The organism is Streptomyces sp. BK79 (assembly GCF_044142145.1).
GTDB lineage: Bacteria > Actinomycetota > Actinomycetes > Streptomycetales > Streptomycetaceae > Streptomyces.
The window spans coordinates 87,320-109,392 of record NZ_JBHVOC010000009.1 but is presented as its reverse complement, the minus strand read 5'-3'; the positions used below and the strand labels follow the sequence as shown (position 1 = coordinate 109,392).

At 73.0% G+C, this 22,073-nt stretch carries 19 protein-coding genes; 6 read left to right on the top strand and 13 right to left on the bottom strand.

Annotation, left to right across the window (positions count from 1 at the left end):
* The first annotated feature begins 108 nt into the window (after window positions 1-108).
* The gene (locus tag ACFIF2_RS13460) at window positions 109-420 is read left to right on the top strand and encodes a zinc-ribbon domain-containing protein (protein WP_395572840.1); all 312 of its coding nucleotides are present in this window, start codon (window positions 109-111) and stop codon (window positions 418-420) included.
* Window positions 421-512: 92 nt separating this feature from the next.
* A complete protein-coding gene (locus ACFIF2_RS13455) occupies window positions 513-1,595 on the top strand; it encodes a PucR family transcriptional regulator (RefSeq protein WP_395572839.1) in 1,083 nt (360 codons plus the stop codon).
* A gap of 26 nt (window positions 1,596-1,621) precedes the next feature.
* Here the strand turns inward: ACFIF2_RS13455 and ACFIF2_RS13450 are convergent, their stop codons facing one another.
* The 3 genes from ACFIF2_RS13450 to ACFIF2_RS13440 all read right to left on the bottom strand — a co-directional run bounded on the left by ACFIF2_RS13450 (window position 1,622) and on the right by ACFIF2_RS13440 (window position 5,921).
* Window positions 1,622-3,166 carry a flotillin family protein gene (locus ACFIF2_RS13450; RefSeq protein ID WP_395572838.1) on the bottom strand — a complete coding sequence of 515 codons (1,545 nt, stop codon included), beginning with the start codon at window positions 3,164-3,166 and terminating at the stop codon, window positions 1,622-1,624.
* Window positions 3,167-3,263: 97 nt separating this feature from the next.
* Window positions 3,264-3,773 (bottom strand): hypothetical protein, encoded by a 510-nt coding sequence (locus tag ACFIF2_RS13445; RefSeq protein WP_395572837.1) that lies wholly within the window; start codon window positions 3,771-3,773, stop codon window positions 3,264-3,266.
* Between the two features lie 300 nt (window positions 3,774-4,073).
* Window positions 4,074-5,921, bottom strand: coding sequence for a S9 family peptidase (locus tag ACFIF2_RS13440; RefSeq protein ID WP_395572836.1), 1,848 nt, complete (start codon window positions 5,919-5,921; stop codon window positions 4,074-4,076).
* A 153-nt stretch (window positions 5,922-6,074) separates the two neighbouring features.
* Between ACFIF2_RS13440 and ACFIF2_RS13435 the strand changes: the two genes are divergently transcribed.
* On the top strand, window positions 6,075-6,896 hold the full coding sequence (locus ACFIF2_RS13435; protein ID WP_395572835.1) for an SURF1 family protein: 822 nt from the start codon (window positions 6,075-6,077) through the stop codon (window positions 6,894-6,896).
* A gap of 58 nt (window positions 6,897-6,954) precedes the next feature.
* Here ACFIF2_RS13435 and ACFIF2_RS13430 read toward each other — a convergent pair whose 3' ends face one another.
* From ACFIF2_RS13430 to ACFIF2_RS13415, 4 genes are all read right to left on the bottom strand, one after another.
* The gene (locus ACFIF2_RS13430; RefSeq protein ID WP_395572834.1) at window positions 6,955-8,058 is read right to left on the bottom strand and encodes a hypothetical protein; all 1,104 of its coding nucleotides are present in this window, start codon (window positions 8,056-8,058) and stop codon (window positions 6,955-6,957) included.
* Window positions 8,059-8,357: 299 nt separating this feature from the next.
* Window positions 8,358-8,933, bottom strand: a complete 576-nt coding sequence (locus ACFIF2_RS13425) for a SigE family RNA polymerase sigma factor (protein ID WP_395572966.1) — start codon at window positions 8,931-8,933, stop codon at window positions 8,358-8,360.
* 536 nt (window positions 8,934-9,469) lie between these two features.
* On the bottom strand, window positions 9,470-10,546 hold the full coding sequence (locus ACFIF2_RS13420) for an aspartate-semialdehyde dehydrogenase (RefSeq protein WP_395572833.1): 1,077 nt from the start codon (window positions 10,544-10,546) through the stop codon (window positions 9,470-9,472).
* Window positions 10,546-11,823 (bottom strand): aspartate kinase, encoded by a 1,278-nt coding sequence (locus ACFIF2_RS13415; protein WP_395572832.1) that lies wholly within the window; start codon window positions 11,821-11,823, stop codon window positions 10,546-10,548. The genes ACFIF2_RS13420 and ACFIF2_RS13415 overlap by 1 nt, the downstream gene beginning before the upstream one ends.
* Before the next feature lie 273 nt (window positions 11,824-12,096).
* Between ACFIF2_RS13415 and ACFIF2_RS13410 the strand changes: the two genes are divergently transcribed.
* Window positions 12,097-14,292, top strand: a complete 2,196-nt coding sequence (locus ACFIF2_RS13410; RefSeq protein WP_395572831.1) for an FG-GAP repeat domain-containing protein — start codon at window positions 12,097-12,099, stop codon at window positions 14,290-14,292.
* A 69-nt stretch (window positions 14,293-14,361) separates the two neighbouring features.
* On the opposite strand, the gene ACFIF2_RS13405 is transcribed toward ACFIF2_RS13410, so the two are convergent.
* The 3 genes from ACFIF2_RS13405 to ACFIF2_RS13395 are packed head-to-tail and all read right to left on the bottom strand — an operon-like array spanning window position 14,362 to window position 16,017.
* A complete protein-coding gene (locus tag ACFIF2_RS13405) occupies window positions 14,362-15,021 on the bottom strand; it encodes a DUF5063 domain-containing protein (RefSeq protein ID WP_395572830.1) in 660 nt (219 codons plus the stop codon).
* Window positions 15,014-15,613 (bottom strand): recombination mediator RecR, encoded by a 600-nt coding sequence (gene recR / locus ACFIF2_RS13400; protein ID WP_007451877.1) that lies wholly within the window; start codon window positions 15,611-15,613, stop codon window positions 15,014-15,016. The genes ACFIF2_RS13405 and recR overlap by 8 nt, the downstream gene beginning before the upstream one ends.
* A gap of 59 nt (window positions 15,614-15,672) precedes the next feature.
* Entirely contained in the window at window positions 15,673-16,017 is a 345-nt protein-coding gene (locus ACFIF2_RS13395; protein WP_395572829.1) for a YbaB/EbfC family nucleoid-associated protein, read from the bottom strand.
* A 235-nt stretch (window positions 16,018-16,252) separates the two neighbouring features.
* On the opposite strand from ACFIF2_RS13395, the gene ACFIF2_RS13390 reads away from it, so the two are divergent.
* Window positions 16,253-17,011, top strand: a complete 759-nt coding sequence (locus ACFIF2_RS13390; protein WP_395572828.1) for an SLATT domain-containing protein — start codon at window positions 16,253-16,255, stop codon at window positions 17,009-17,011.
* A 251-nt stretch (window positions 17,012-17,262) separates the two neighbouring features.
* Here ACFIF2_RS13390 and ACFIF2_RS13385 read toward each other — a convergent pair whose 3' ends face one another.
* The 3 genes from ACFIF2_RS13385 to ACFIF2_RS13375 all read right to left on the bottom strand — a co-directional run bounded on the left by ACFIF2_RS13385 (window position 17,263) and on the right by ACFIF2_RS13375 (window position 20,394).
* Complete coding sequence (locus ACFIF2_RS13385) at window positions 17,263-19,230, bottom strand: protein kinase (RefSeq protein ID WP_395572827.1); 1,968 nt, start codon at window positions 19,228-19,230, stop codon at window positions 17,263-17,265.
* A gap of 88 nt (window positions 19,231-19,318) precedes the next feature.
* Entirely contained in the window at window positions 19,319-19,786 is a 468-nt protein-coding gene (locus ACFIF2_RS13380) for a MarR family winged helix-turn-helix transcriptional regulator (protein WP_395572826.1), read from the bottom strand.
* Window positions 19,783-20,394 carry a DJ-1/PfpI family protein gene (locus ACFIF2_RS13375; protein WP_395572965.1) on the bottom strand — a complete coding sequence of 204 codons (612 nt, stop codon included), beginning with the start codon at window positions 20,392-20,394 and terminating at the stop codon, window positions 19,783-19,785. Before ACFIF2_RS13375 ends, ACFIF2_RS13380 begins: the two co-directional genes overlap by 4 nt.
* 188 nt (window positions 20,395-20,582) lie before the next feature.
* Between ACFIF2_RS13375 and ACFIF2_RS13370 the strand changes: the two genes are divergently transcribed.
* The gene (locus ACFIF2_RS13370) at window positions 20,583-21,938 is read left to right on the top strand and encodes an aspartate aminotransferase family protein (RefSeq protein ID WP_395572825.1); all 1,356 of its coding nucleotides are present in this window, start codon (window positions 20,583-20,585) and stop codon (window positions 21,936-21,938) included.
* Window positions 21,939-22,073 lie beyond the last annotated feature (135 nt).

The window sequence follows — 22,073 nt, the reverse complement described above, 5'->3', positions numbered from 1 at the left end:
GGTCCGTCGTCGGCCGTGGCTGGCTTCCGGGACCCTTCCGGGCGCAATCTGGGAGAAGATCTGCGTGCCCTGCGCGCCCGCGGGCCCCGACCCGGAAGGACCCAGCTCGTGATCATCTTCGGCACCAAGGGATACCTCTACCAGCTCGCGATACTGACGCTGGTGTGCGGCCGGTGCGGCAATCCCTCCGCGCACACGCTCAGGAAGCGCGTCAACAAGTTCACGCTGTTCTTCGTGCCGCTGTTCCCGTTCTCCACGAAGTACCTGACGCAGTGCACCTTCTGCGGCGCCGAACAGCAGCTGACCAAGGAGCAGGCGGACCAGCTCCAGGCTCAGGCCGCGAGCGGTGCGGGTGGCCCCGGCGGTCCCGGCGGCCAGGCCTACGGGCAGTCACCGCAGCAGCCGTACCAGCGGCCGTGAGCATCTCGCGCGTTGCCGGTTTCCGGCAGCTCTGACTACCCTCACGTCGCCGGACACCGCACACCGGGCGGCGACGACACGGGGAGGCGCGGGTGACGGACCAGCAGGCGGACCAGCCGCACACGTATCTGACCGGATACGCCGAGATCCTCGCGGAGGCCGCCGGCACGGGCCGTCGGCTGACCCGGGACGAGGTGGAGGAACGGCGCCTCCTCGGCGAGCGGGCCGCGGAGGCCGGGCACAGCCTGCGCGGTCTCGTACGCCTGCACCTGGATGCCACCCGCACCTCCTGGCCCCGTTCCGCGACGACGGTCTCCGGCACCGGGGTCACGGACAGTGTGCTGGCCGCCGTCGCCCAGGCCGTCGACGCCTTCGCCGAAGGCTACGAACGTGCCCAGCGACTGGCCGTACGGCAGGAGGAGGCCGCGCGGCGGGAGTTCATCGACGACCTGCTCTACGGGCGCAGCGACCTGGGCCGGCTCGCCGAACGGGCCGAGCGGTTCGGCCTCGTCCTCTCCCGTGCCCACGCCGTCGCCGTGGCCGAGGGGCCCGAGGCGTACGACGACACCGCGCCGGTCACGCGGCTCGTGGAGAGCGCGCTCATCTCCCGCTTCGGCGACCGGCGCATCCTGATCACCACCAAGAACGGGCAGCTGATCTGCATCGCCCCCGGCGACCAGGACGACGTCCTCACCTTCTTCGCCAAGCAGGCGTACGCCGCCACCGACGGCAGCCGGGTCGCCATCGGGCGCCCCCAGGCCGGCGCGGGCGGCGTCGTCCACAGCTACGAGGAGGCGCTGAGCACCCTCGAACTCGCCGAGCGGCTGGAACTCGACGAGCCCGTGCTGCGCGCCGCCGACCTGCTCGTCTACCCGGTGCTCACCCGTGACCGGCAGGCCATGGCCGACCTGGTGCTGAGCGTGCTCGGGCCGCTGCGCGGGGCCCGGGGCGGTGCCGAGCCGCTGCTGCGGACCCTGGAGGCGTACTTCGACGCCGGCTGCACCTCGGCCGAGGCCGCCCGGCGCCTCGCGCTCAGTGTGCGGGCCCTCACCTACCGGCTGGACCGCATCCACCAGCTGACCGGCGCCAACCCCGCCGACCCCGTGCACCGCTACACCCTGCAGACCGCGGTCATCGGGGCGCGGCTGCTGGGCTGGCCCGCCCAGGAGATCTGAGCGGGCCGACCCGGGAGACGCAGGTGTCAGCCCGTGATCTCCACCTTGCCGTCGCGCCGCGGCTCGGGCCGGTCCGGCAGGCCGGACGCGTCCGTCGCCCCGGCGCCCTGCCCGGTGAGGTTCTTCAGCAGTGCCGCCAGGTCGACGCCCGTGGTGGAACCCAGCAGTTCCATGCCCTGCGCCACGTTGTCGGCGACCGTGCGCGACAGGCTGCTCGCGCCGTCCGTGGAGATGACCGTCATCTTGTCCACGGCCGCCAGCGGTTCGGACGCCTTGGCCACCACCTGCGGCAGCACCTCGACCAGCATCTGGAGCACGGCCGCGTCGCCGTAGCGCCCGAAGGCGTCGGCCTTCTTCTCCATCGCCTCGGCCTCGGCCGCGCCCTTGGCACCGATCGCGGCGGCCTCCGCCTCGCCTTCCAGCCGTACGGCCTCGGCGATCGCCGCACGCCGGGACCGCTCGGCCTCACCCTGCTTGAGCCCTTCGATGGCCTCCGCCTCGGCCAGCGCGCCACGCCGCTGCTTCTCGCCCTCACCGGTGAGCCGCGCCCGCTCGGCCTCGGCCTGGGCCGCGGCGATCTCCGCCGACCGCTCCGCCTCCGCCTGCTTGACCCGCGCCACCCGGCGGGCCTCCGACTCCTGCTCGGCCGCGTACCGCTGGGCGTCGGCGGGCTTGCGCACCTCGGTGTCGAGCTGACGGTCCTTCAGCGCGGCCTGCCGTTCGGCGACCTTCTCCTGCTCGGCGAGGATGTCCTGCTGCCGGGCCGCCTCCGCGAGGGGGCCGGCGGCGTTGGCGCGGGCCGACGCCTGGTCGGTCTCGGCCTTGATCTCCGCCTGCTTCAGGTAGAGGGTCCGCTGCGCGACCGCGATCTCCTCCTCCGCCTTCAGCCGCGCCTGCTCGGCGGCCCGCCGGGCCACGGCCTCGGCGATGTCGGCCTCCTGCCGGGCCCGGGCCGCCTCGGGACGGCCGAGGTCCTCCAGGTAGGAGCCCTCGGTGGTGATGTCCTGGATCTGGAAGGCGTCGAGGACCAGGCCCTGACCGGACAGGCTCGCCTCCGCCTCCTCGGCGACCTGCCCGGCGAACGCGGCCCGGTCCCGGATCACGTCCTCCACGGACATCCGGCCGACGATCGCCCGCAGCGCGCCGGACAACACCTCCTGGGTGAAGCCGACGATGCCGTCCTGCTGCATCAGGAACCGTTGCGCGGCGGCGCGGATCGCGTCCTCCGTGCCGCCGACCTTGACGATCGCGACACCTTCGAGGTTGGCCTTCACCCCGCGCAGGGTCACCGCGCCCCGCACGGCGACCGGGATGTGCCGGGAGGAGAGGTCGAGCGTGAACCTCTGCTGCACGAACGGCACGACGAACACACCGCCGCCGACCACGACCTTCTGGCCGCTGTTGTCGGTGAACACCCGGCCCGTCTCCGGATCGGTGGACTTCTTTCCGCGCCGCCCGGTGACGATGAACGCCTCACTCGGGCCGGCCACCTTGTACCGGCTGACCACCACCAGCGCGAGCAGCACCAGGAGCACGACGACTCCCAGCACCGCGATGACGACAGGACTCATGCCAACGCCCCCGAATCGCAGAGAAGAACAGGACGAACAGGATGGACAGGACGAACAGGGGGGACGGAAGAAAGGGGTGAACGAGAGGGAGGACTGGTCAGCGGTCCACCGGGCGGACCACGACCGACGTCCCGGTCGGCACCGCCTCGACCCACACCTCGGTGCCCCGCGCCACCGGCCCCGCACTGCGCGCCGCGCACTTCAAGGGCTGGCCGGCGAGCCGGAGCAGCACCTCGCCGAAGCCGTCGGCGGGGATGGCGGTCACGACCCTGCCGGACGTCCCGAGCAGGTCGTCCGTGCGGGGCGTGACCGCGGTCTGCTCGCGCATCAGCGCGCGGCTGAAGCGGTACGCCAGCCAGCCGGCCCCCGCCCCGGCGACCGCGCCGGCACCGGTCGCTCCCGCGGGCCCGGTCCAGCCGGTGCCGAGGGCGATGGCGCCGGCGAAGCCGGTCATCGCCGTGAACCCGGCGACGACCGGCAGCGACAGCCACCCCTCCAGGACGCCGTCCAGCGCTCCCCCGAACGCGCCTTCCAGCAGTCCGTCGAAGACCAGCGACAGGGCGAGCAGCACGACCCCCGTGATACCCAGCCCGAGAAACCAGGCCATGCGTGCCGTCCCCCTCTCGCCCGTCGCTGAGCTTCGGTGACACGCATGTTCACACGCGGCGGGGGCCTGGTCATTGCCTGCTTCCGGCAATCTTTACGCGTCTTTAATGCCGCGCCGTGCCGTGCCGTGCCGTGCCAGGGGGCTCCGCCCCCTGGACCCCCGGCCTATGCCCACCCACCACCCGACTCGGTTGGCCGAGAAGCCACCGTCCAAGCCGACCCGGCAGACCCGGCAGACCCGGCAGGCGTGTTGCCGACCGGGCGGGCGGGCCTGCCGGTTCCGGCTCGGCCGGTCCCCCGGTTACCGCGTCGTCGGGAGGTGGCGGGCGGCGAAGTCCAGTTCCAGCTGGACCTGTTTGATGCGCTCGTCCACGACCAGGGAGCCGTGACCCGCGTCGTAGCGGTACACCTCGTGGACGGCGCCCCTCGACTCCAGGCGCTTCACGTAGTTCTCGACCTGGCGGATCGGGCAGCGCGGGTCGTTGACCCCGGCCGAGATGTAGACCGGGGCCTTGACCTGGTCGACGTAGGTGAGCGGGGAGGAGGCGGCGAAGCGGTCGGGGACCTCTTCGGGGGTACCGCCGAGGAGGGTGCGGTCGAGGGCTTTCAGCGCCTCCATCTCGTCGTGGTACGCGGTGACGTAGTCGGCGACCGGTACCGCGGCGATGCCCAGCGTCCACGCCTCGGGCTGGACGCCGAGGCCGAGGAGCGTGAGGTAGCCGCCCCAGGAGCCGCCGGTGAGGATCAGGCGCTCGGGGTCGGCCAGGCCCGAGGCGACCGCCCATTCGCGTACCGCCGCGATGTCCTCCAGCTCGATGAGGCCGACCCGGTGCTTGAGGGCGTCGGTCCAGGCGCGGCCGTATCCGGTGGAGCCGCGGTAGTTGACGCGGACGACCGCGTACCCGTGGTCGACCCAGGCGGCGGGGCCGGCGGCGAAGGCGTCGCTGTCGTGCCAGGTGGGGCCGCCGTGGATGTCGAAGACCGTCGGGAGCGGGCCGGTCGTGCCGGCCGGCTTCTGGACCAGGGCGTGGATGCGGCCGCCGGGACCCTCCACCCACACGTCCTCCACGGGGACGGAGCGGGGCGACTTCATGCCGGGCGGGTCCAGGACGACCCGGCCGGTGGTGGAGCGGACGGCCGACGGTTCGGCGGCCGAGGACCACAGGTACTCCACGCTGCCGTCCGGGCGGGCCGTCGCCCCGGAGACGGTGCCGGCCGGGGTCTCGATCTCCACCAGCTCGCGCTCGGCGAAGTCGTAGCGGAACAGCTCGCTGCGGGCCTCGAAGCCGTGCACGATCAGCAGTCCGCTGCCGTCCGGGTACCACTCGGCGCTGACGTCGCCGGGCAGCTCCAGGGCGAGGTCGGTCTGCTCCCCCGTCGCCACGTCCCACACCAGGGGCTCCCAGCGGCCCCGGCGCTGGTGGCCGATGAGCAGCCGGGTGTCGCCGTCGACCGGGGCGAAGCCGAGCACCTCCAGGCCCAGCTCCTCCTCGCCGCCCCGCGTGTCGTCCAGCTCGGCGACCGTCGTGCCGTCGGGGCGCAGGACGCGCAGCGCCGAGTGCATGGCGTCGCCGTGCTCGGTGTGCTCGATCGCGATCAGCGTGCCGTCGTGGGAGAGGTCGCCGACGCCCGCGGACTCGCGGTGCCGGTAGATCTCCACCGGGGAAGCCTCCCCGCGCGCGAGGTGGATCGTCGTACCCTCCTCGTCGGTCGAGCGGCCGATCACCGCCGTACGTCCGTCCCGGCCGAGGGCGAGGCCCGCCGGGTAGGAGGGGTCGAGGCCGGGCACCGCCGGCTCGTCCTCGCCGCCCGCGAAGGGCTGGCGGCGCCAGACGCCGAACTCGTCGCCGTCCTTGTCGTCGAACCACCAGATCCAGGCGCCGTCCGGCGACAGGACGCCGTCCGTCGTGCCGTTGGGCCGGTCGGTGACCTGGCGCTGCTCGCCGGTCGACCGGTCCCAGGCGTACAGCTCGTACGTCCCCGTCGCGTTCGACACGAACAGGGAGCGGTCCGGTGCGTCCTCGGCCCAGTCGGGCAGCGACACCCGCGGTGCCCGGAACCGCTTCTCCCAGTCGGGCATCTCCTCGCCCCGCCGGCCGTCCTGGTCCCGCCGCTGGTCCGACGACGCGGACCCGTTGCTCTCAGTCATGGCCCCATACTGCCTCTCCCCGGCGACAACGCGCAGATCAGATCCCCAGCCTGTGGAAAACTCCGCCCGTCCCGCGCCCCGCCCGGTCTCCGCCCCGGCTTTTCCACAGCCCCGCGGGCGGGCCGCCGGGCCGCGCCCCGTACCGTGGAGGGCGTGTACCGGTTTCTGCTGACGCCCCGCTGGTGGGGGATCAACGTCTTCGTCGTCCTGGCCATCCCCTTCTGCATCTTCATGGGTTCCTGGCAGCTGGGCCGCTTCGAGGACCGGGTCCAGGACCACGAGACCGCGACCAGCCGCCACGAGTCGGCGCAGCGTGAGGCGGCCCGCCCGCTGGCCGAGCTGCTGCCCGTGGACAAGGCGACGGTCGGCGAGCAGACCACCGTGACCGGGCGGTACGACGACCAGCTGCTCGTCCCGGAGCGGAAGCTGGACGACCGCGAGGGCTTCTACGTCCTCACGATGCTGCGCACCGACGCCGGCGAGGCCCTGCCGGTCGTCCGCGGCTGGCTGCCCGGTGACCCCGACCCGGCGAAGGCACCGGCCCCGCCCGCCGGCGAGGTCACCGTCACCGGAGCGCTCCAGGCGGCCGAGTCGCCCGGCAGCAACGGTGTCAGCGGACGCTCCGGCTGGCCGGAGGGGCAGACCGGGGCGATCAGCGCGGCGACGCTGCTGAACCTCGTGCCGTACGACGTGTACGACGCGTGGGTCACGCTCAACGAGGGCGACTCCGGGATGCGGACCGTGCCCGTGAGCGCGCCGCAGAACACGGGGCTGGACCTGAAGGCGTTCCAGAACCTCGGTTACACCGCCGAGTGGTTCGCCTTCGTCGGCTTCGTGGTCTTCATGTGGTTCCGGCTGCTGCGCCGCGAGGTCGAACTCGCCCGGGACGCGGAGCTGGGCCTGGTCCCGGACGACGAGGAGAACGCCGGGCAGGAGAGTGAGCGGGAGTCCCGCCCCACCCCGTCCGGCGTCTGAAACGCCCACCCGGCATGCCGGGTCGTGTCCGCCCTCCGGCCGTACGACGCCGGGTGTCCTACTGCGTTCCCGCCAGCACGCCCGTCCAGTAGACGGTCCCCGCGCAGGCGTTGGACACCGTGGCCGTCGCCGAGCCCGAGCCGCCCTCCGGGGTGTACGTCACCGAGACGCTGCCGTCGGCCGGGCCCTCCTCGGTGACCAGTTGGGTCGTGGTGCCGGTCTCGGCGTCGCCGCCGCCGGCGCCCGTGGTGGTGCCGCCCGCGGCGGTCGGGTCCTCGGACGGCGAAGGCTCGGGCGAGGGTCCGCCCGTGCTGCCCCCGGTCGTACCGCCGCCGGTGGTGGGACAGGTCTCCGAGGGCACCCAGGCGAACTGCACCTCGTACGCGGAGCCCGCCCCCAGGGTCAGCGACGCGGTCTCCAGGGACGGGTCGGGCAGTCCGGCCGCGGCGTCCCCGGCCGCGTGCCGTGCCGTACCGATCCTGGTGGCGTCCGCCGCGCCCTGCGGGGTGACGGTCACACTGCCGGGACCGACGACGGTACAGCCGTCCGAGGAGACGTTGGTGACGCGGAAGGAGCCGTAGACCACGCCCGTGGAGTCCGGGGCGGCGCTGCTGGCGACGGCGGGACCGAGCTGCGCGGACGTGCACGCGGGGATGCCGGCGGAGGTGCTGGCGGAGGGGCCGGCGCCGGGGGCCGTGCCCGTCGCGGCGCCGCTCTCCTCGCCCTTGGGCGTCTCCTTCGGGTCGGTCGTCTCCTTGCCCTCGGCCGTGCCCGCGGAGGAACCGGCGATGCCGCTCTGGCCGCCGGCCGGGTCCTTGCCCTGGGAGGCGCCGCCCTGGGCCTGCGAGGCGTGGCCGGCGACGGACGGGTCCGCGCCCGGCCCGGTGCTGTTGGAGACGTGCAGGAGGGCCGGGACCGCCGTGCCGACGAAGAGAGCGGCGGCGGCCATGCCGACGACGGCCTGGCGCTTGCGGGCCCGCCGGGCGGGTACCGCGCGGCGCAGGTGCTCCAGGGTGCCGTCGCTCGGCTCCACGTCCTGGACGGCCTGGTGCAGCATCCTGCGCAGGGCCAGTTCGTCGGTGTCGAGACCGGCACGACCCTGAGGGTCGAGGCCGGCGGGCCCTCGGGTGTCGGGGCCCTGGTCGGCGGGGCCGTGGTTCACAGTTCCGTTCCCAGCGTGCGTGTGCTTCGACTGCTCTTGCCTGTCCGGCCCGACTGGCCCGTCGGGCCCATCCCGCCCGTCCGGCCTCTCCGGCCCAGGCGGCTCGTCAGGCCCGGGCTGTGTGACCGGTTCGGGCGGTTCGCCCGGTGCGACCGGTTCAGACAATGCAGACGGTTCGTCCTGTGTAGCCGGTTCGGACGGTTCGCCCGGTGTGGCCGGTTCGGCGGGCGCGTCCGCCTGCCGGGGCCGGGGGCCCTGGTCGGCGGCGCGGGCGTCCTGCCGCGCGTCGTCGCCGTCGCTCATACCGGTGCCTCCATGGCCACCCTGAGCGCCGCGATGCCGCGGGAGCCGTACGCCTTGACCGAGCCCAGGGATATGCCGAGCGTCTCGGCGACCTGCGCCTCGGTCATGTCCGCGAAGTAGCGCAGGACCAGGACCTCGCGCTGACGGCGCTGGAGTCCCTTCATCGCCTTGATCAGGGAGTCGCGCTCCAGCTGGTCGTAGGCACCCTCCTCCGCGCTCGCCATGTCCGGCATGGGCTTGGAGAGCAGCTTGAGACCGAGGATGCGGCGGCGCAGCGCCGAGCGCGAGAGGTTGACGACGGTCTGGCGCAGGTACGCCAGGGTCTTCTCCGGGTCCCGGACGCGTTTGCGCGCGGAGTGGACGCGGATGAACGCCTCCTGGACGACGTCCTCACAGGAGGCGGTGTCGTCGAGGAGGAGGGCGGCGAGGCCGAGCAGCGAGCGGTAGTGCGCCCGGTAGGTCTCGGTGAGGTGGTCGACGGTGGTACCCGCCGCCACTGCGTCCTCGGCGCCGTCGCGCTGGTTCGATATGCGGGCCGGCCGCGCTGCGGGCATCGGCGCGATCACCGGCATGCCACCGGCCGGGCCGGCCACACGGGGACGGACGGGCCGGACGGGCCGGACGGGCGGCCGCACGGCGGGGCCACGCGTCGCTGCGGGAAAATCGAGTACCTCTGCCACGCCAGTTGGACACGCTCACCCCCGTGAGGGTTGTACGCGCCGGGCGTCATGTTCCCGCGCCGACCGGGCGGCCTTCCGGCTGACGGTGCGTCATAGGCCCTCATCGTCCCGCTCTTCCCCTATGTCCCGTGTGCACGAGCGTCCCCACGCCCGCCCTCGGCGTCCCCACGCCGACCACGCGCCCCGCGCCCTGAATGGGTGACCGCAAAGACGCTCCCCGCCCTCCGCACGGTTGCGGAGGGCGGGGAGGAAATCCTCTGATGCCACAGGTGTTGGTTACAAGTAGTCCGGACCAACTTCCGGATCACATCTCGCACATGGATTCTACAAAGGAACCCCACAGGCCCAGGACGTCCCGCCCGGTTGGGGCTGTTGGTCCTGTTGACCCGATTGATCCCGCCCAGGCGGTCCCGCTCAGGTGGTCCCGCTCAGGCGAACTCGGCGGCCACCAGTTCCGCGATCTGCGCGGTGTTCAGCGCGGCGCCCTTGCGCAGGTTGTCCCCGCAGACGAAGAGTTCGAGCGCCGTCGGGTCGTCCAGGGCCCGCCGCACCCGGCCGACCCAGGTCGGATCGGTGCCGACGACGTCGGCGGGGGTCGGGAACTCCCCCGCGGCCGGGTTGTCGAAGAGGACGACGCCGGGCGCGGTGGCGAGGATCTCGCGGGCCTTGTCGACGGTGACCTCGCCCTCGAAGCGGGCGTGCACGGTCAGGGAGTGCGTGGTGATGACCGGCACCCGTACGCAGGTCACCGCCACCGGGAGGTTCGGCAGCCCGAGGATCTTGCGGGACTCGTCCCGCACCTTCATCTCCTCCGACGACCAGCCGTCCTCGCGCGGCGACCCGGCCCACGGTACGACGTTCAGCGCGACCGGTTCCGGGAACGGCCCGGTGTCGTCGCCGACCGCCCGCCGTACGTCACCGGGGTGCGTCCCCAGCTCGGTGCCGGCCACCAGGGAAAGCTGGCGGCGCAGGGTCTCCACGCCGTCCCGGCCGGCCCCGCTCACCGCCTGGTACGAGGAGACGACCAGCTCGCGCAGCCCGAACTCGGCGTGCAGCGCGCCCAGCGCCACGATCATGGACAGCGTCGTGCAGTTCGGGTTGGCGATGATCCCGCGCGGCCGCATCCGCACCGCGTGCGGGTTGACCTCGGGCACGACGAGCGGCACGTCCGGGTCCATCCGGAACGCGCCGGAGTTGTCGACCACCACCACGCCCTTGGCGGCGGCGACGGGCGCCCATTGGGCAGAGACCTCGTCGGGTACGTCGAACATGGCGACGTCGACCCCGTCGAAGGCCTCTTCGCTCAGCGCGACGACCTCGACCTCCTCGCCGCGCACGGCCAGCTTGCGGCCGGCCGAGCGCGGCGAGGCGATCAGACGGATGTCGCCCCAGACGTCCGCGTGCTGGGACAGGATCTGGAGCATGACCGCACCGACGGCGCCGGTCGCTCCGACGATGGCCAGCGTCGGCCGCCCGGTGCGCCCGGCACCCGCGATGTCGACCATCAGCGTCCGGTGCCTCCGTAGACGACGGCCTCGTCGCTGTCGGAGTCGAGCCCGAAGGCGGTGTGCACGGCGCGGACGGCCTCGTTGACGTCGTCCTTGCGGGTGACGACCGAGATGCGGATCTCCGAGGTCGAGATCAGCTCGATGTTCACGCCCGCGTCGGACAGCGCGGTGAAGAAGTCGGCGGTGACCCCGGGGTTGGTCTTCATCCCGGCGCCGACCAGCGAGATCTTGCCGATCTGGTCGTCGTAGCGCAGGGAGTCGAAGCCGATGGCCGACCGGTTCTTCTCCAGCGCGTCGATGGCCTTGCGGCCCTCGGTCTTCGGCAGGGTGAAGGAGATGTCCGTCAGACCCGTGGAGGCGGCGGACACGTTCTGCACGACCATGTCGATGTTGACCTGGGCGTCGGCGATCGCCCGGAAGATCGCGGCCGCCTCGCCCGGCTTGTCCGGCACACCGACGACGGTGACCTTGGCCTCGGAGGTGTCGTGCGCGACACCGGAGATCATGGCCTGCTCCACGTGCTTTTCCCCTTGCTTGATCGGCTCGCTGCTCACCCACGTGCCCTGGAGTCCGCTGAAGCTGGACCGGACGTGGATCGGGATGTCGTACCGGCGGGCGTACTCCACACAGCGGTGGAGGAGCACCTTGGAGCCGGAGGCCGCGAGCTCCAGCATGTCCTCGAAGGAGATCCAGTCGATCTTCTTCGCCTTCTTCACCACGCGCGGGTCGGCGGTGAACACGCCGTCGACGTCCGTGTAGATCTCACAGACGTCCGCGTCGAGGGCGGCGGCGAGGGCCACGGCCGTGGTGTCGGAGCCGCCGCGGCCCAGCGTGGTGATGTCCTTGCTGTCCTGGCTGACGCCCTGGAAGCCGGCCACGATGGCGATGTTGCCCTCGTCCACCGAGGTGCGGATGCGCCCCGGCGTGACGTCGATGATCCGGGCCTTGTTGTGGACCGAGTCGGTGATGACTCCGGCCTGGCTGCCGGTGAACGACTGGGCCTCGTGGCCCAGGTTTTTGATCGCCATGGCCAGCAGCGCCATGGAGATGCGCTCTCCGGCGGTCAGCAGCATGTCGAGTTCCCGCCCGGCAGGGATCGGGGACACCTGCTCGGCGAGATCGATCAGCTCGTCCGTCGTGTCGCCCATCGCGGAAACGACGGCGACCACCTGGTTGCCGTTCTTCTTCGCTTCCACGATCCGCTTGGCGACGCGCTTGATGCCCTCGGCATCGGCTACGGAGGAGCCTCCGTACTTCTGCACGACAAGGCCCACGTGCGCTCCTCGCTCAATCCGTCTCTTTCCGCACGTACGTACATGTACTGCGGTCGGCTCATTTTACCGAGCGTCCGGATTCCACCACTGCGGTATCGCATGATGAGACCCGGGTACTCGCTCAGGCTGGCTCATGCCCAGGAGGGCGCGGGTCACTCGGGAACGTGCGGTGTGTCACACGTTCACAAGGTCGCCGGGTTACAACCCCGCCGGGCGGCGGCGAGTCTGATCATCGGCGGTGCGCGGTGCGCCGCCGCTGGGAGGATCACCACCTTGACGCACGCACGTCCGGCGCGCAGACGCCTCGCCGTCGCCGCCACCGTCGCTCTCGCCGCCGGCCTGGGCGCCACCCTTCCGGCCCTCCCGGCGGCGGCCGTCCCGCCGTCGCAGGGGGCGGTGGCGGCCGCCGACGCGGCGACGGTCGCCTTCCCGGTCGGCCACAGGATCCTGGCGGCGACCGCTTCGGGTTACCTGACCTGGGACAACACCAAGAACGACCGGGCCTGGATCCGGGCGTCGGACGGCATGGTCACCGACCTGGCGGACAGCCTGCCCATGCAGGCCACCGGATACGGCGACCTGGTGGCCGTACAGCCTCGCCGCGACACGGCGGAGCTGCGGGACCTGGCCACCGGCCGGAAGGTCTTCGACGTCTTCGTCCAGCCGGCCGCGGGCCTCGACTTCGCGGGCGCCGCGGGCCAGGCACTGTTCAGCACGGACAGCAGTGCCCCCGAGGGTGCCGACCTGTTCCTGCACACCAAGGACGGCGGACGGTCCCCGGTCACCGGCCTCCCGGCCGACGCGACCAGCCGCCGTGTCTCGGCCGGCACCTCCACGCACGGCCTGGTCACGTACCTCAGCGGCGGCAAGAAGTACTGGGGCCTGGTCGACCTCGCCACCGGCGCGGTCACGGAGACCGGCCTGCGGGACGAACCGTCCGGCAACGGTGACATCGCCGTCTCCGCGGACTACGTCGCGTGGGTCGAGTACGGCTCGGAGCGCACCAGCGTCGCCGTCCGCACGCGCGCCTCGGGCGAGACGCGACGGATCGCGCTGGCCAGTTCGCTGCCCCGGGACGTGGAGGTCGGTCTCCAGGGAGACCTCCTGGTGTACGGCGACCCCGGCGGCCAGTCCTACGACTACGAGGGCACCCTGTCCGCCCTGACCGCCCGCGACCTGAAGACGGGGTCGACCACCAAGCTGCTGGACCACCTCACGTCCGCCGCGACCTCACCCGACGGCGTCCTGTACGCCCGCGGCGGCACGGTGGCCCGGGGCGAGGGGGTCTACACCGTCACCTCGGGCGCCGACGGCACCCCGGCCGCGGCCCTGGTCGCGAGCACCGGCGAACCCACGAAGCTCGCGCTCGTCGGCCACGACGTCCCCGCGGTGATCGACCTCGACCGCGACGGCGGCCGGGTCAAGCTGCGCTGGACGCTGTCGCGGAACAACGCGCTGCTGTGGGTGACGCTGCGCCACCAGCGCACCGGCAAGACCGCGCAGGCCACCTTCCACGGCCCGACATCGACGGACTTCACCTTCGACTGGCGGGGCGACGTCGACCAGACGAGGGCCAGTGCGCCCAACGGCGACTACACCTGGGAGATCACGGCCCGCCCGCTCAACGGCATCGGTCCGGCCCTGACCTCCTCCGGCACCTTCAAGGTCGTCCGCGACGCCGCCCCGCACGACTACAACGACAACGGCAGCCCCGACCTCCTGGCCCGGGACACCTCGGGCCGCCTGTGGCGCTCCGACACCCACATCGACCCCTGGAACGACAACCAGCTGTTCGAGGTCGAGAACGTGGTCGTGGGCGGCGGCTGGAACAGCTACGACCAGATCGAAGCAGCCGGCGACCTCGGCGGCGCCGCCACCGGCGACCTGGTGGCCCGGGACAAGGCCGGTGTCCTCTGGCTCTACCTCGGCAAGGGCGACGGCACGTTCGCCACGCGGAGCAGGATCGGCGGCGGCTGGGGCGTCTACGACAAGATCGCCGCGGGCAGTGACGTCACCAACGACGGCAGGGCCGACCTCCTGGCCACCGACAAGAGCGGCGTCCTGTGGCTCTACAAGGGCACCGGCGACTGGCGCGCGCCCTTCGCCGCACGCGTCAAGGCCGGTACGGGCTACGGCGGCTACAACCAGATCACCGCGACCGGGAACATCGGCGGCGCCGCCACCGGCGACCTGATCGCCCGGGACAAGGCCGGCGTCCTCTGGCTCCACCTCGGCAAGGGCGACGGCACCTTCGCGTCCCGTACGCGGATCGGCGGCGGCTGGAACGCGTACCAGTACACCGTCGGTATCGGCGACGCCGACCGCGACGACCGCGCCGACCTGTTCGCCTACAGCTCTGAGGGCACGTACGTCTACAAGGGCACCGGCGACTGGCGTACCCCCTTCGCCGGCCGACAGCCCACGCCCTGGTTCTTCACGACGGAGCCGGTCCACACGGCCGTGTCCTGACCGTCACCCGTCCCGGCCCGGGGCTCGCCCCCGGGCCGGTCGGCGCGGGCCGCCCACCGCGCGGACGTGTCAGCGGACCGGGCGCAGACCGAGCGGGGCCGCGATCTCCTGGACCATGACGCGGCCGGCCTCCGTCTCCAGGGTCTCGTCGCCGAGGTCCTGGTCGGTGTCGAGGCCGTCCAGCTCCTCCAGGGGCTGGTTCAGGCGGACGTGGGCGACGACGGACTGCAACGCGCGCAGGGTCGCGGAGGCGGTAGAGCCCCAGTTGGAGAAGTAGGAGAACTGCCACCACCACAGGGCCTCGGTGGTGCGGCCCGCCCTGTAGTGGACCATGCCGTGGCGCAGGTCGGTGATGACGTCGGTGAGGTCGTCGGAGATACGGGCCGGGACGGGCGCCTTGCGCGGCTCGTAGGGGTCGAAGACCTCGGAGTAGACGTCGATCGGGTCGAGGAGGCGGGCGAGGTTCTCGCGCAGCTCGTCCACGTCCAGCTCGGGGCCCGGGTCGGGCTCGTAGCGCTCGTCGGGGACGATGTCCTCGTGGGCGCCCAGGCGGCCGCCGGCCAGCATGAGCTGGGAGACCTCCAGGAGGAGGAAGGGGACGGCGGAGTCCGGCTCGTCGCCCTTGGCCACCTCGGTGACGGCGACCAGGAAGCTCTCGATCTGGTCGGCGATCTGGACGGCGAAGTCGTCGGGATTCTGATTGGTCGCGTGCAGCGTGGCGTCAGACATCTAGGAGTCGTCTCCCCTCGAAGGCGCGGCCGAGGGTCACCTCGTCCGCGTATTCCAGGTCGCCGCCCACCGGGAGGCCGCTGGCCAGGCGGGTGACCTTGAGGCCCATGGGCTTGATCATGCGGGCGAGGTACGTGGCCGTGGCCTCGCCCTCCAGATTCGGGTCCGTGGCCAGGATCAGTTCCGTGACGGTGCCGTCCGCGAGGCGGGCGAGCAGTTCACGGATGCGGAGGTCGTCGGGGCCGACCCCGTCGATTGGGCTGATCGCGCCGCCGAGCACGTGGTAGCGCCCGCGGAACTCGCGGGTGCGCTCGATGGCGACGACGTCCTTCGGCTCCTCCACCACGCAGATGACGGACGGGTCGCGGCGGGTGTCGCGGCAGATGTTGCACTGCTCCTCCTGCGCGACGTTTCCGCAGGTCGCGCAGAAGCGGACCTTGGCCTTCACTTCCATGAGGGCCTGGGCGAGCCGCCGTACGTCGGTCGGCTCGGCCTGGAGGATGTGGAAGGCGATCCGCTGCGCGCTCTTGGGACCGACGCCGGGCAGCCGCCCCAGCTCGTCGATGAGGTCCTGGACCACGCCTTCGTACAACGGACTGCCGTCCTTCCTGAGGTTCCTGCACTACGTACGGTAGATGCCCGCGGCCGGTCTTAGAAAGGCAGACCGGGGATACCGCTGCCGCCGCCCAGGCCCTGGGCGAGGGGGCCCAGCTTCTGCTGCTGGAGGTTCTGCGCGTTCTCGTTGGCCGCCTGGACCGCGGCGACGACCAGGTCGGCGAGGGTCTCGGTGTCCTCCGGATCCACCGCCTTCGGGTCGATCACGAGGGCGCGCAGCTCGCCGGAGCCGGTGACCGTCGCCTTCACCAGGCCGCCGCCCGCCTGCCCGTCGACCTCGGTCCTCGCCAGCTCCTCCTGGGCCTGGGCGAGGTCCTGCTGCATCTTCTGCGCCTGCTGAAGCAGCTGCTGCATGTTGGGCTGGCCACCACCGGGGATCACGTTCAGCTCCTGTCGCCGCTGTCGCCGCGGGGTCGCCGCGGCGCCTTTTTGCCGTTCGGCACGAGCCTACGTGGTCCGGGCGGCCCTCGCTCCAGCACTCTTTCGAGTGATACCGGCGGAGTCCTATACCTGATCAACGCCCTCTTCCGGGCGGAAAAGCCGCGGAACCAGCTTCTTCGCCACCCATTGGGCGGTAGGAAGGATCCCCACGGACGGTGAGCGTAGGGAGTGCCGGGTGGGTCAGCCGGAGATGCAGCCCGAGAGGCCGCCGCACGACGGGCGGGCCGGTGAGGGGGCGACCGGACCGCGGCCGGGCGACCTGACCGGACGGGCGTTTCCGCTCGGGGACTGGGCGCTGCCCGCGGAGCGCCTGGACGAGCTGTACCGGTGGGTGGAGCGGGGCGCGCTGGACACGGCGGCCTGGTACCTGGCGGACCGGGTGTGGAAGCGGCGCGGCGCCATGGCACTGCGGGCCGGGGCCGCGGCGGGGGCGGTGGCCGGGGCCGCACTGCCGCTGCTGGACATGTCCGGTGTGGTGGGCGGCGCCGCCCCGTGGGGGTATCTGGCGTTGCTGTTCGCCGTGGCGTGCGTGGCCGGGGACCGGTACTTCGGGGTGACGTCAGGCTGGATGCGGGACGTGGCCACGGCACAGGCGGTGCAGCGGCGGCTCCAGGCGCTCCAGTTCGACTGGGCGTCGGAGAGCGTGCGGGAGGTGCTGGGGCCGGCGGACGGCACGGCGAGCGAGGCGGCCGAGCGGTGCCTGACGGTGCTGCGGCGGTTCTCCGAGGACGTGACGGAGCTGGTGCGGGCGGAGACGGCGGACTGGATGGTGGACTTCCGGTCCGGGGCCGCGCCGCTGGGGTTGCAGTGGGGGGCGGCCGGGGGGACGGCGCGGTCGGAGGCGGGGGGCTCCGGAGGGCCCGGACGCTTCTCGGTGTCGCCGAACGGGGCTCGGCCGAACATGCCGCGGCAGCGGCCGCCGGAGCCGCGGTGACGCGTGCCGCGCGGCCGGGGGCCGGGGGCGTTCCGGTGACCGGCGTGTTTCGGTGCCCGGGGCCGGTGGGGGCCGGGGGTGGGTGCGCCTGCCCGGCGTGACGGGGAGCCGCTGCGCCCACCCGTGCCGCCCCAGCGGCACGACTGCCCGCAGCTACGGCGGCAACAGCGGCTGGGGCGGCCGTAGCGGCAGCGGCGGCAGCGGCAGCGGCAGCGGCAGCGGCGGCGGCAGCGGCGGCATCTGGGGGGGGGTTACTGGCGGCGGTAGGTGAGTTTTTCGTCGGTGCCGGTGTTGGTGCGTTCCAAGGTGCCGTTCGGCAGGAGTCTGACCCGGGAGGGTTCGCCCGGGGTGCAGGTGCTGGACGGGCCCACCGTCACCGTCGAGGGGCCGATGCTCAGGGGCCCGTCGGAGCCCGGGTCGCCGGCCAGGTCGGCCTCGAAGACGCAGTGGTAGCTGCCGTTGCCCGCGGGACCGTCGGCGACGAGTGACAGCACCGTGTCCCCCACCTCGCCCTGCTGGATGGTCAGCTGCCGGGTGTGGACGCCGGACGCGTTGTCGATGGTCGTGGCCCAGGTGCCCAGGTAGGCCGAGGGGATCGTGCCGTCCTCGGGCGCCGAGGTGGAGGGCGTGGCGGACCCGTCGGCCTCCGTCGTCGGGTCCGGGCCGTCGGGACTGGGGCCCGGGTTCTGGGACGCGCCCGCCGTCGCGGTGTGCGTGGGGTCGCCGCCGGCCTGGTCGCCGCCCTCGTCCCCGCTCATCAGGGCGTAGACCGAGCCTCCGGCACCCAGCGCGACGACCAGGGCGACGACGATCAGGAGCGCGGTGGAGCGGCCTCTTCGGTGCGGCTCGTGGGGCGGGCCGTAGGGCGGCGGGGGCCCGTAGGGCGGGGTCGCGCCGAGGCCACCGCCGTACGGGTGGTAGCCGGGCGGGGCGCCGTAGGGCGGTGGGGCGTACCCGTGGGCCGGCTGCTGGGGCTGCTGGTGGGGATGGTGGGGGTGGTGGTTGTGGGTGGGCGGGGGCGTCGGGGGGTGCTGGCCCGCGACGAGTGTGGGCAGGTGGTTCAGCGGGGCGCCGCCGCTGCCGCTGCCCGGCTCGCGCGGGGGCGGCGGTCCGTCCGGCACGCCGGCGGCCGGATCGGCGGCCGGATCGAGGGCCGGGGAGGGAGCGGGGCCGGCCTGGGGCGGGTCCGCGGGCGGGGTGTTCGGGGCGGTCACCGCGGTGACCGCCTCGGCCTGCCCCGAGGATGCCGGGCTCTCCGGACTGTCCAGGCTCTCCGGGTTCTCCGGGTTCTCCGGGTTCTCCGGGTTCTCCGTGTCCAGCAGGCGTACCGCGTGCCGGCCGAGCTGCGCCACCAGCGCGCTGGGCAGCCAGGGGTCGCGGGAACGGCCCTCGGCGACCGTGTCCTGGGCGCCGGTGCGTTCCAGGACCTCGGCGAGGACGGGGCGGGCGGCGGGGTCCTTCTTCAGGCAGTCGCGGACGAGGTCGGCGATGCCCTCGGGCACGCCGTCCAGGTCGGGCTCCTCCTGCGCGATGCGGAACATCAGCGCGTGCACGCCGCTGTTGGAGGTGCCGAAGGGCAGTTCGCCGGTGGCGGCGTAGGCGAGGACGGAACCCAGGCAGAAGACGTCGCAGGCGGGCGTGATGCGGTCGCCGCGCACCTGCTCGGGCGCCATGAAACCGGGCGAGCCGACGAGCGCCCCGGTCCGGGTGAGGCCGCCGTCGGTCACCGTCTGCAGGGCCCGCGCGATGCCGAAGTCGATGACCCGGGGGCCGTCGATGGTGACGAGCACGTTGGACGGCTTGAGGTCGCGGTGGACGATCCCGGCGGCGTGGATGTCCTGGAGCGCGTGGGCGAGGCCGGCCGCCAGCGTGCGTACCGAACGCTCGGGCAGGGCGCCGTGGTCGTGCCCGACGACCTGCTGGAGGCTGGGGCCCGCGACGTACCCGGTGGCGACCCAGGGCACGGCGGCCTCGGTGTCGGCGTCCAGCACGGGCGCCGTCCAGTACCCGCCGACCCGGCGCGCGGACCGGACCTCCTGCCGGAACCGCTCCCGGAACTCCTCCTGCGCGGCCAGTTCCTCGCGCACCAGCTTCACGGCGACCGTGCGCCCGCGGTCCGATCTGGCCAGGTAGACGTGGCCCATCCCGCCCGCGCCGAGCCGTCCCAGCAGCCGGTAGGCGCCGATGTGCCGCGGGTCCCCGCCCTCGAGCTTGTGCATGTTGCGCCGCCTTCCCCCCGAACGTGAGCAACAGACCGAGGATAGTGCGCGGGGGCCTCACGGTGAGCGGCTCTGCTCCACGTTCTGTCTACGGTTCCGTAACGGGCGGGCCGCCGATGTCGTCCAGCGCCTTCGACAGCCGTTCGACGGCCTCGACCGCCTCCGCCAGCTCCGCGACGGACCCGTACGCCCCGGCCAGCCGGTCGGCGAGGGCGGCGTGGCCGGGGTCGATGCGGGAGACGGCCGCGAAGCCCGCCTCCGTCGGCGCGAGGAGCTTGGCTCGGCGGTGGGCCGGGTTGGGCCGGTACTCGGCGAGGCCGCCTTCCACCAGCAGGTCGGCGACGCGCTGCACGCTCTGCCGGGTGATGCCCATCGCGCGGGCGACGCCGGAGACGGGCAGCGGCTCGCGCAGCACCGCGCCGAGCACCTGCCACCGGGCGGCGGTGAGCCCGGCGGGCCGGGCCAGCTCCTCGGCGACCGCGAGGAACTGGCCGTTGAGCCGGAAGACGCCGAGCGCGGCCCGGCTGAGCAGGTCCTGCCGCTCCCGGACGCTCACGCGCCCGCCTTCTCCAGTACGGCGTACGCCTCGGGGTCGGAGTCGTGGAACAGCCGGTACCAGGCGTCCAGGACCTCCCCCTCGTACGCCCCCAGCAGGCCGAGGACCTCGCGGGCGAAGGCGACCGGCTCGGTGGGGCCGGCGGTGATCAGGCCGCGGTCGGTGACCGCGTCGGCCTCCACGTACCGCCCGCCGCCCGCGTAGCCGGTCGCGGCCAGGTAGAAGGAGACGGCGCTGGTGTGCGCGCGGTCGTCGAGCAGGCCCTCGCGGGCCAGTCCGGCGGTGGCGCCGCAGATGGCGGCGACGGGGACGCCGGCGTCCAGGAAGGCGCGGGCGGTGCGGGCGAAGGGGGCCAGGTCGTCCGTGGTGTCCCAGAGGTCGGCGCCCGGGAGGATCAGCAGCGAGCTGTCCTCGGGGCGCAGCTCCGCCAGGGCCAGGTCGGGCTGGACGCGCAGGCCGCCGATGCTGGTGACGGGGGCGGTGGTGGCGGCGGCGACGGTGCGGACCGGGTAACCGGCGCGGGCCAGGAAGGCGGTCGCGTGGCCGGTCTCCCAGTCGGCCAGGGTGTCGTACACGGCGAGATGGACGGGCTTGCGGATGCCGTTCATGAGTCCTCCTGCGGTGGCGCGGGGGTCGTACGACTTATGACAGAAGGCTGTCATGTAGACAGCATGCTGTCAATAGACTTCGAGGGCCGGCGCCGTGCCGCCGCGTCGACAACCTGTCGTGGAAAGTCGTCGACCGCAGACAGGACGCCGATTCCGTTTCCGCATCGCGGACATCTACGCTCGGCCGCATGACCCCTCAGCCCCATCCCCAGGCCGGCGCCGCCGTGAAGGCCGCGGACCGCGCGCACGTCTTCCACTCCTGGTCCGCCCAGGAGCTCATCGACCCGCTCGCCGTCGCCGGCGCCGAGGGGTCGTACTTCTGGGACTACGACGGCAAGCGCTACCTCGACCTCGCCAGCGGCCTCGTCTACACGAACATCGGCTACCAGCACCCCAAGGTCGTCGCCGCGATCCAGGAGCAGGCGGCGAAGATGACGACCTTCGCGCCCGCGTTCGCCGTCGAGGCGCGCTCGGAGGCGGCGCGGCTGATCGCCGAGCGGACGCCCGGCGACCTGGACAAGATCTTCTTCACCAACGGCGGCGCGGACGCGGTCGAGCACGCCGTGCGCATGGCGCGGCTGCACACCGGCCGGACCAAGGTGCTGTCGGCGTACCGCTCGTACCACGGCGGCACCCAGCAGGCGGTCAACCTCACCGGCGACCCGCGCCGCTGGGCCTCCGACAGCGGCACGGCCGGTGTCGTGCACTTCTGGGCGCCGTTCCTCTACCGCTCGCGCTTCTACGCCGAGACCGAGGAGCAGGAGTGCGCGCGGGCGCTGGAGCACCTGGAGACGACGATCGCGTTCGAGGGTCCGGGGACCGTCGCCGCGATCATCCTGGAGACGATCCCGGGCACGGCGGGGATCATGATGCCGCCGGCCGGTTACCTCGCCGGGGTGCGCGAGATCTGCGACAAGTACGGCATCGTCTTCGTGCTCGACGAGGTCATGGCCGGGTTCGGCCGGACCGGTTCCTGGTTCGCGGCGGACCTGTACGACGTCGTGCCCGACCTGATGACCTTCGCCAAGGGCGTGAACTCGGGCTACGTCCCGCTGGGCGGCGTCGCGATCTCCGGCGAGATCGCCGCGACCTTCGCCGAGCGCCCCTACCCCGGCGGGCTGACCTACTCCGGGCACCCCCTGGCCTGCGCCGCCGCCGTCGCCACCCTCACCGTGATGGAGGAGGAGGGCATCGTCGCGCACGCGGCCCGGCTCGGTGCCGAGGTCGTCGAGCCCGCGCTGCGCGAGCTGGCCGAGCGGCACCCGAGCGTGGGCGACGTGCGCGGCACCGGCATGTTCTGGGCCCTGGAGCTGGTGAAGAACCGGGAGACCCGGGAACCGCTGGTCCCGTACAACGCGACCGGTCAGGCGGCCACCCCGATGAACGCGTTCGCCGCCTCCGCCAAGGCCCACGGCGTGTGGCCCTTCGTGAACATGAACCGCACCCACGTCGTGCCGCCGTGCAACATCTCGGAGGCGGAACTGAAGGAGGGCCTGGCGGTCCTGGACACGGCCCTGTCCGTCGCGGACGAGTACACGGCGTAGACGGCCCGCGGACGCATACGCGGTGCAGGCGGCGGCCCCTGCCCGCTCACGGGCAGGGGTGCGGCGGCCCGAGCGCGTAAGGTGGCGTGCTCGTACACGGTAGACAGGTGTACGAGTACGCCCCTCCCCCACGCG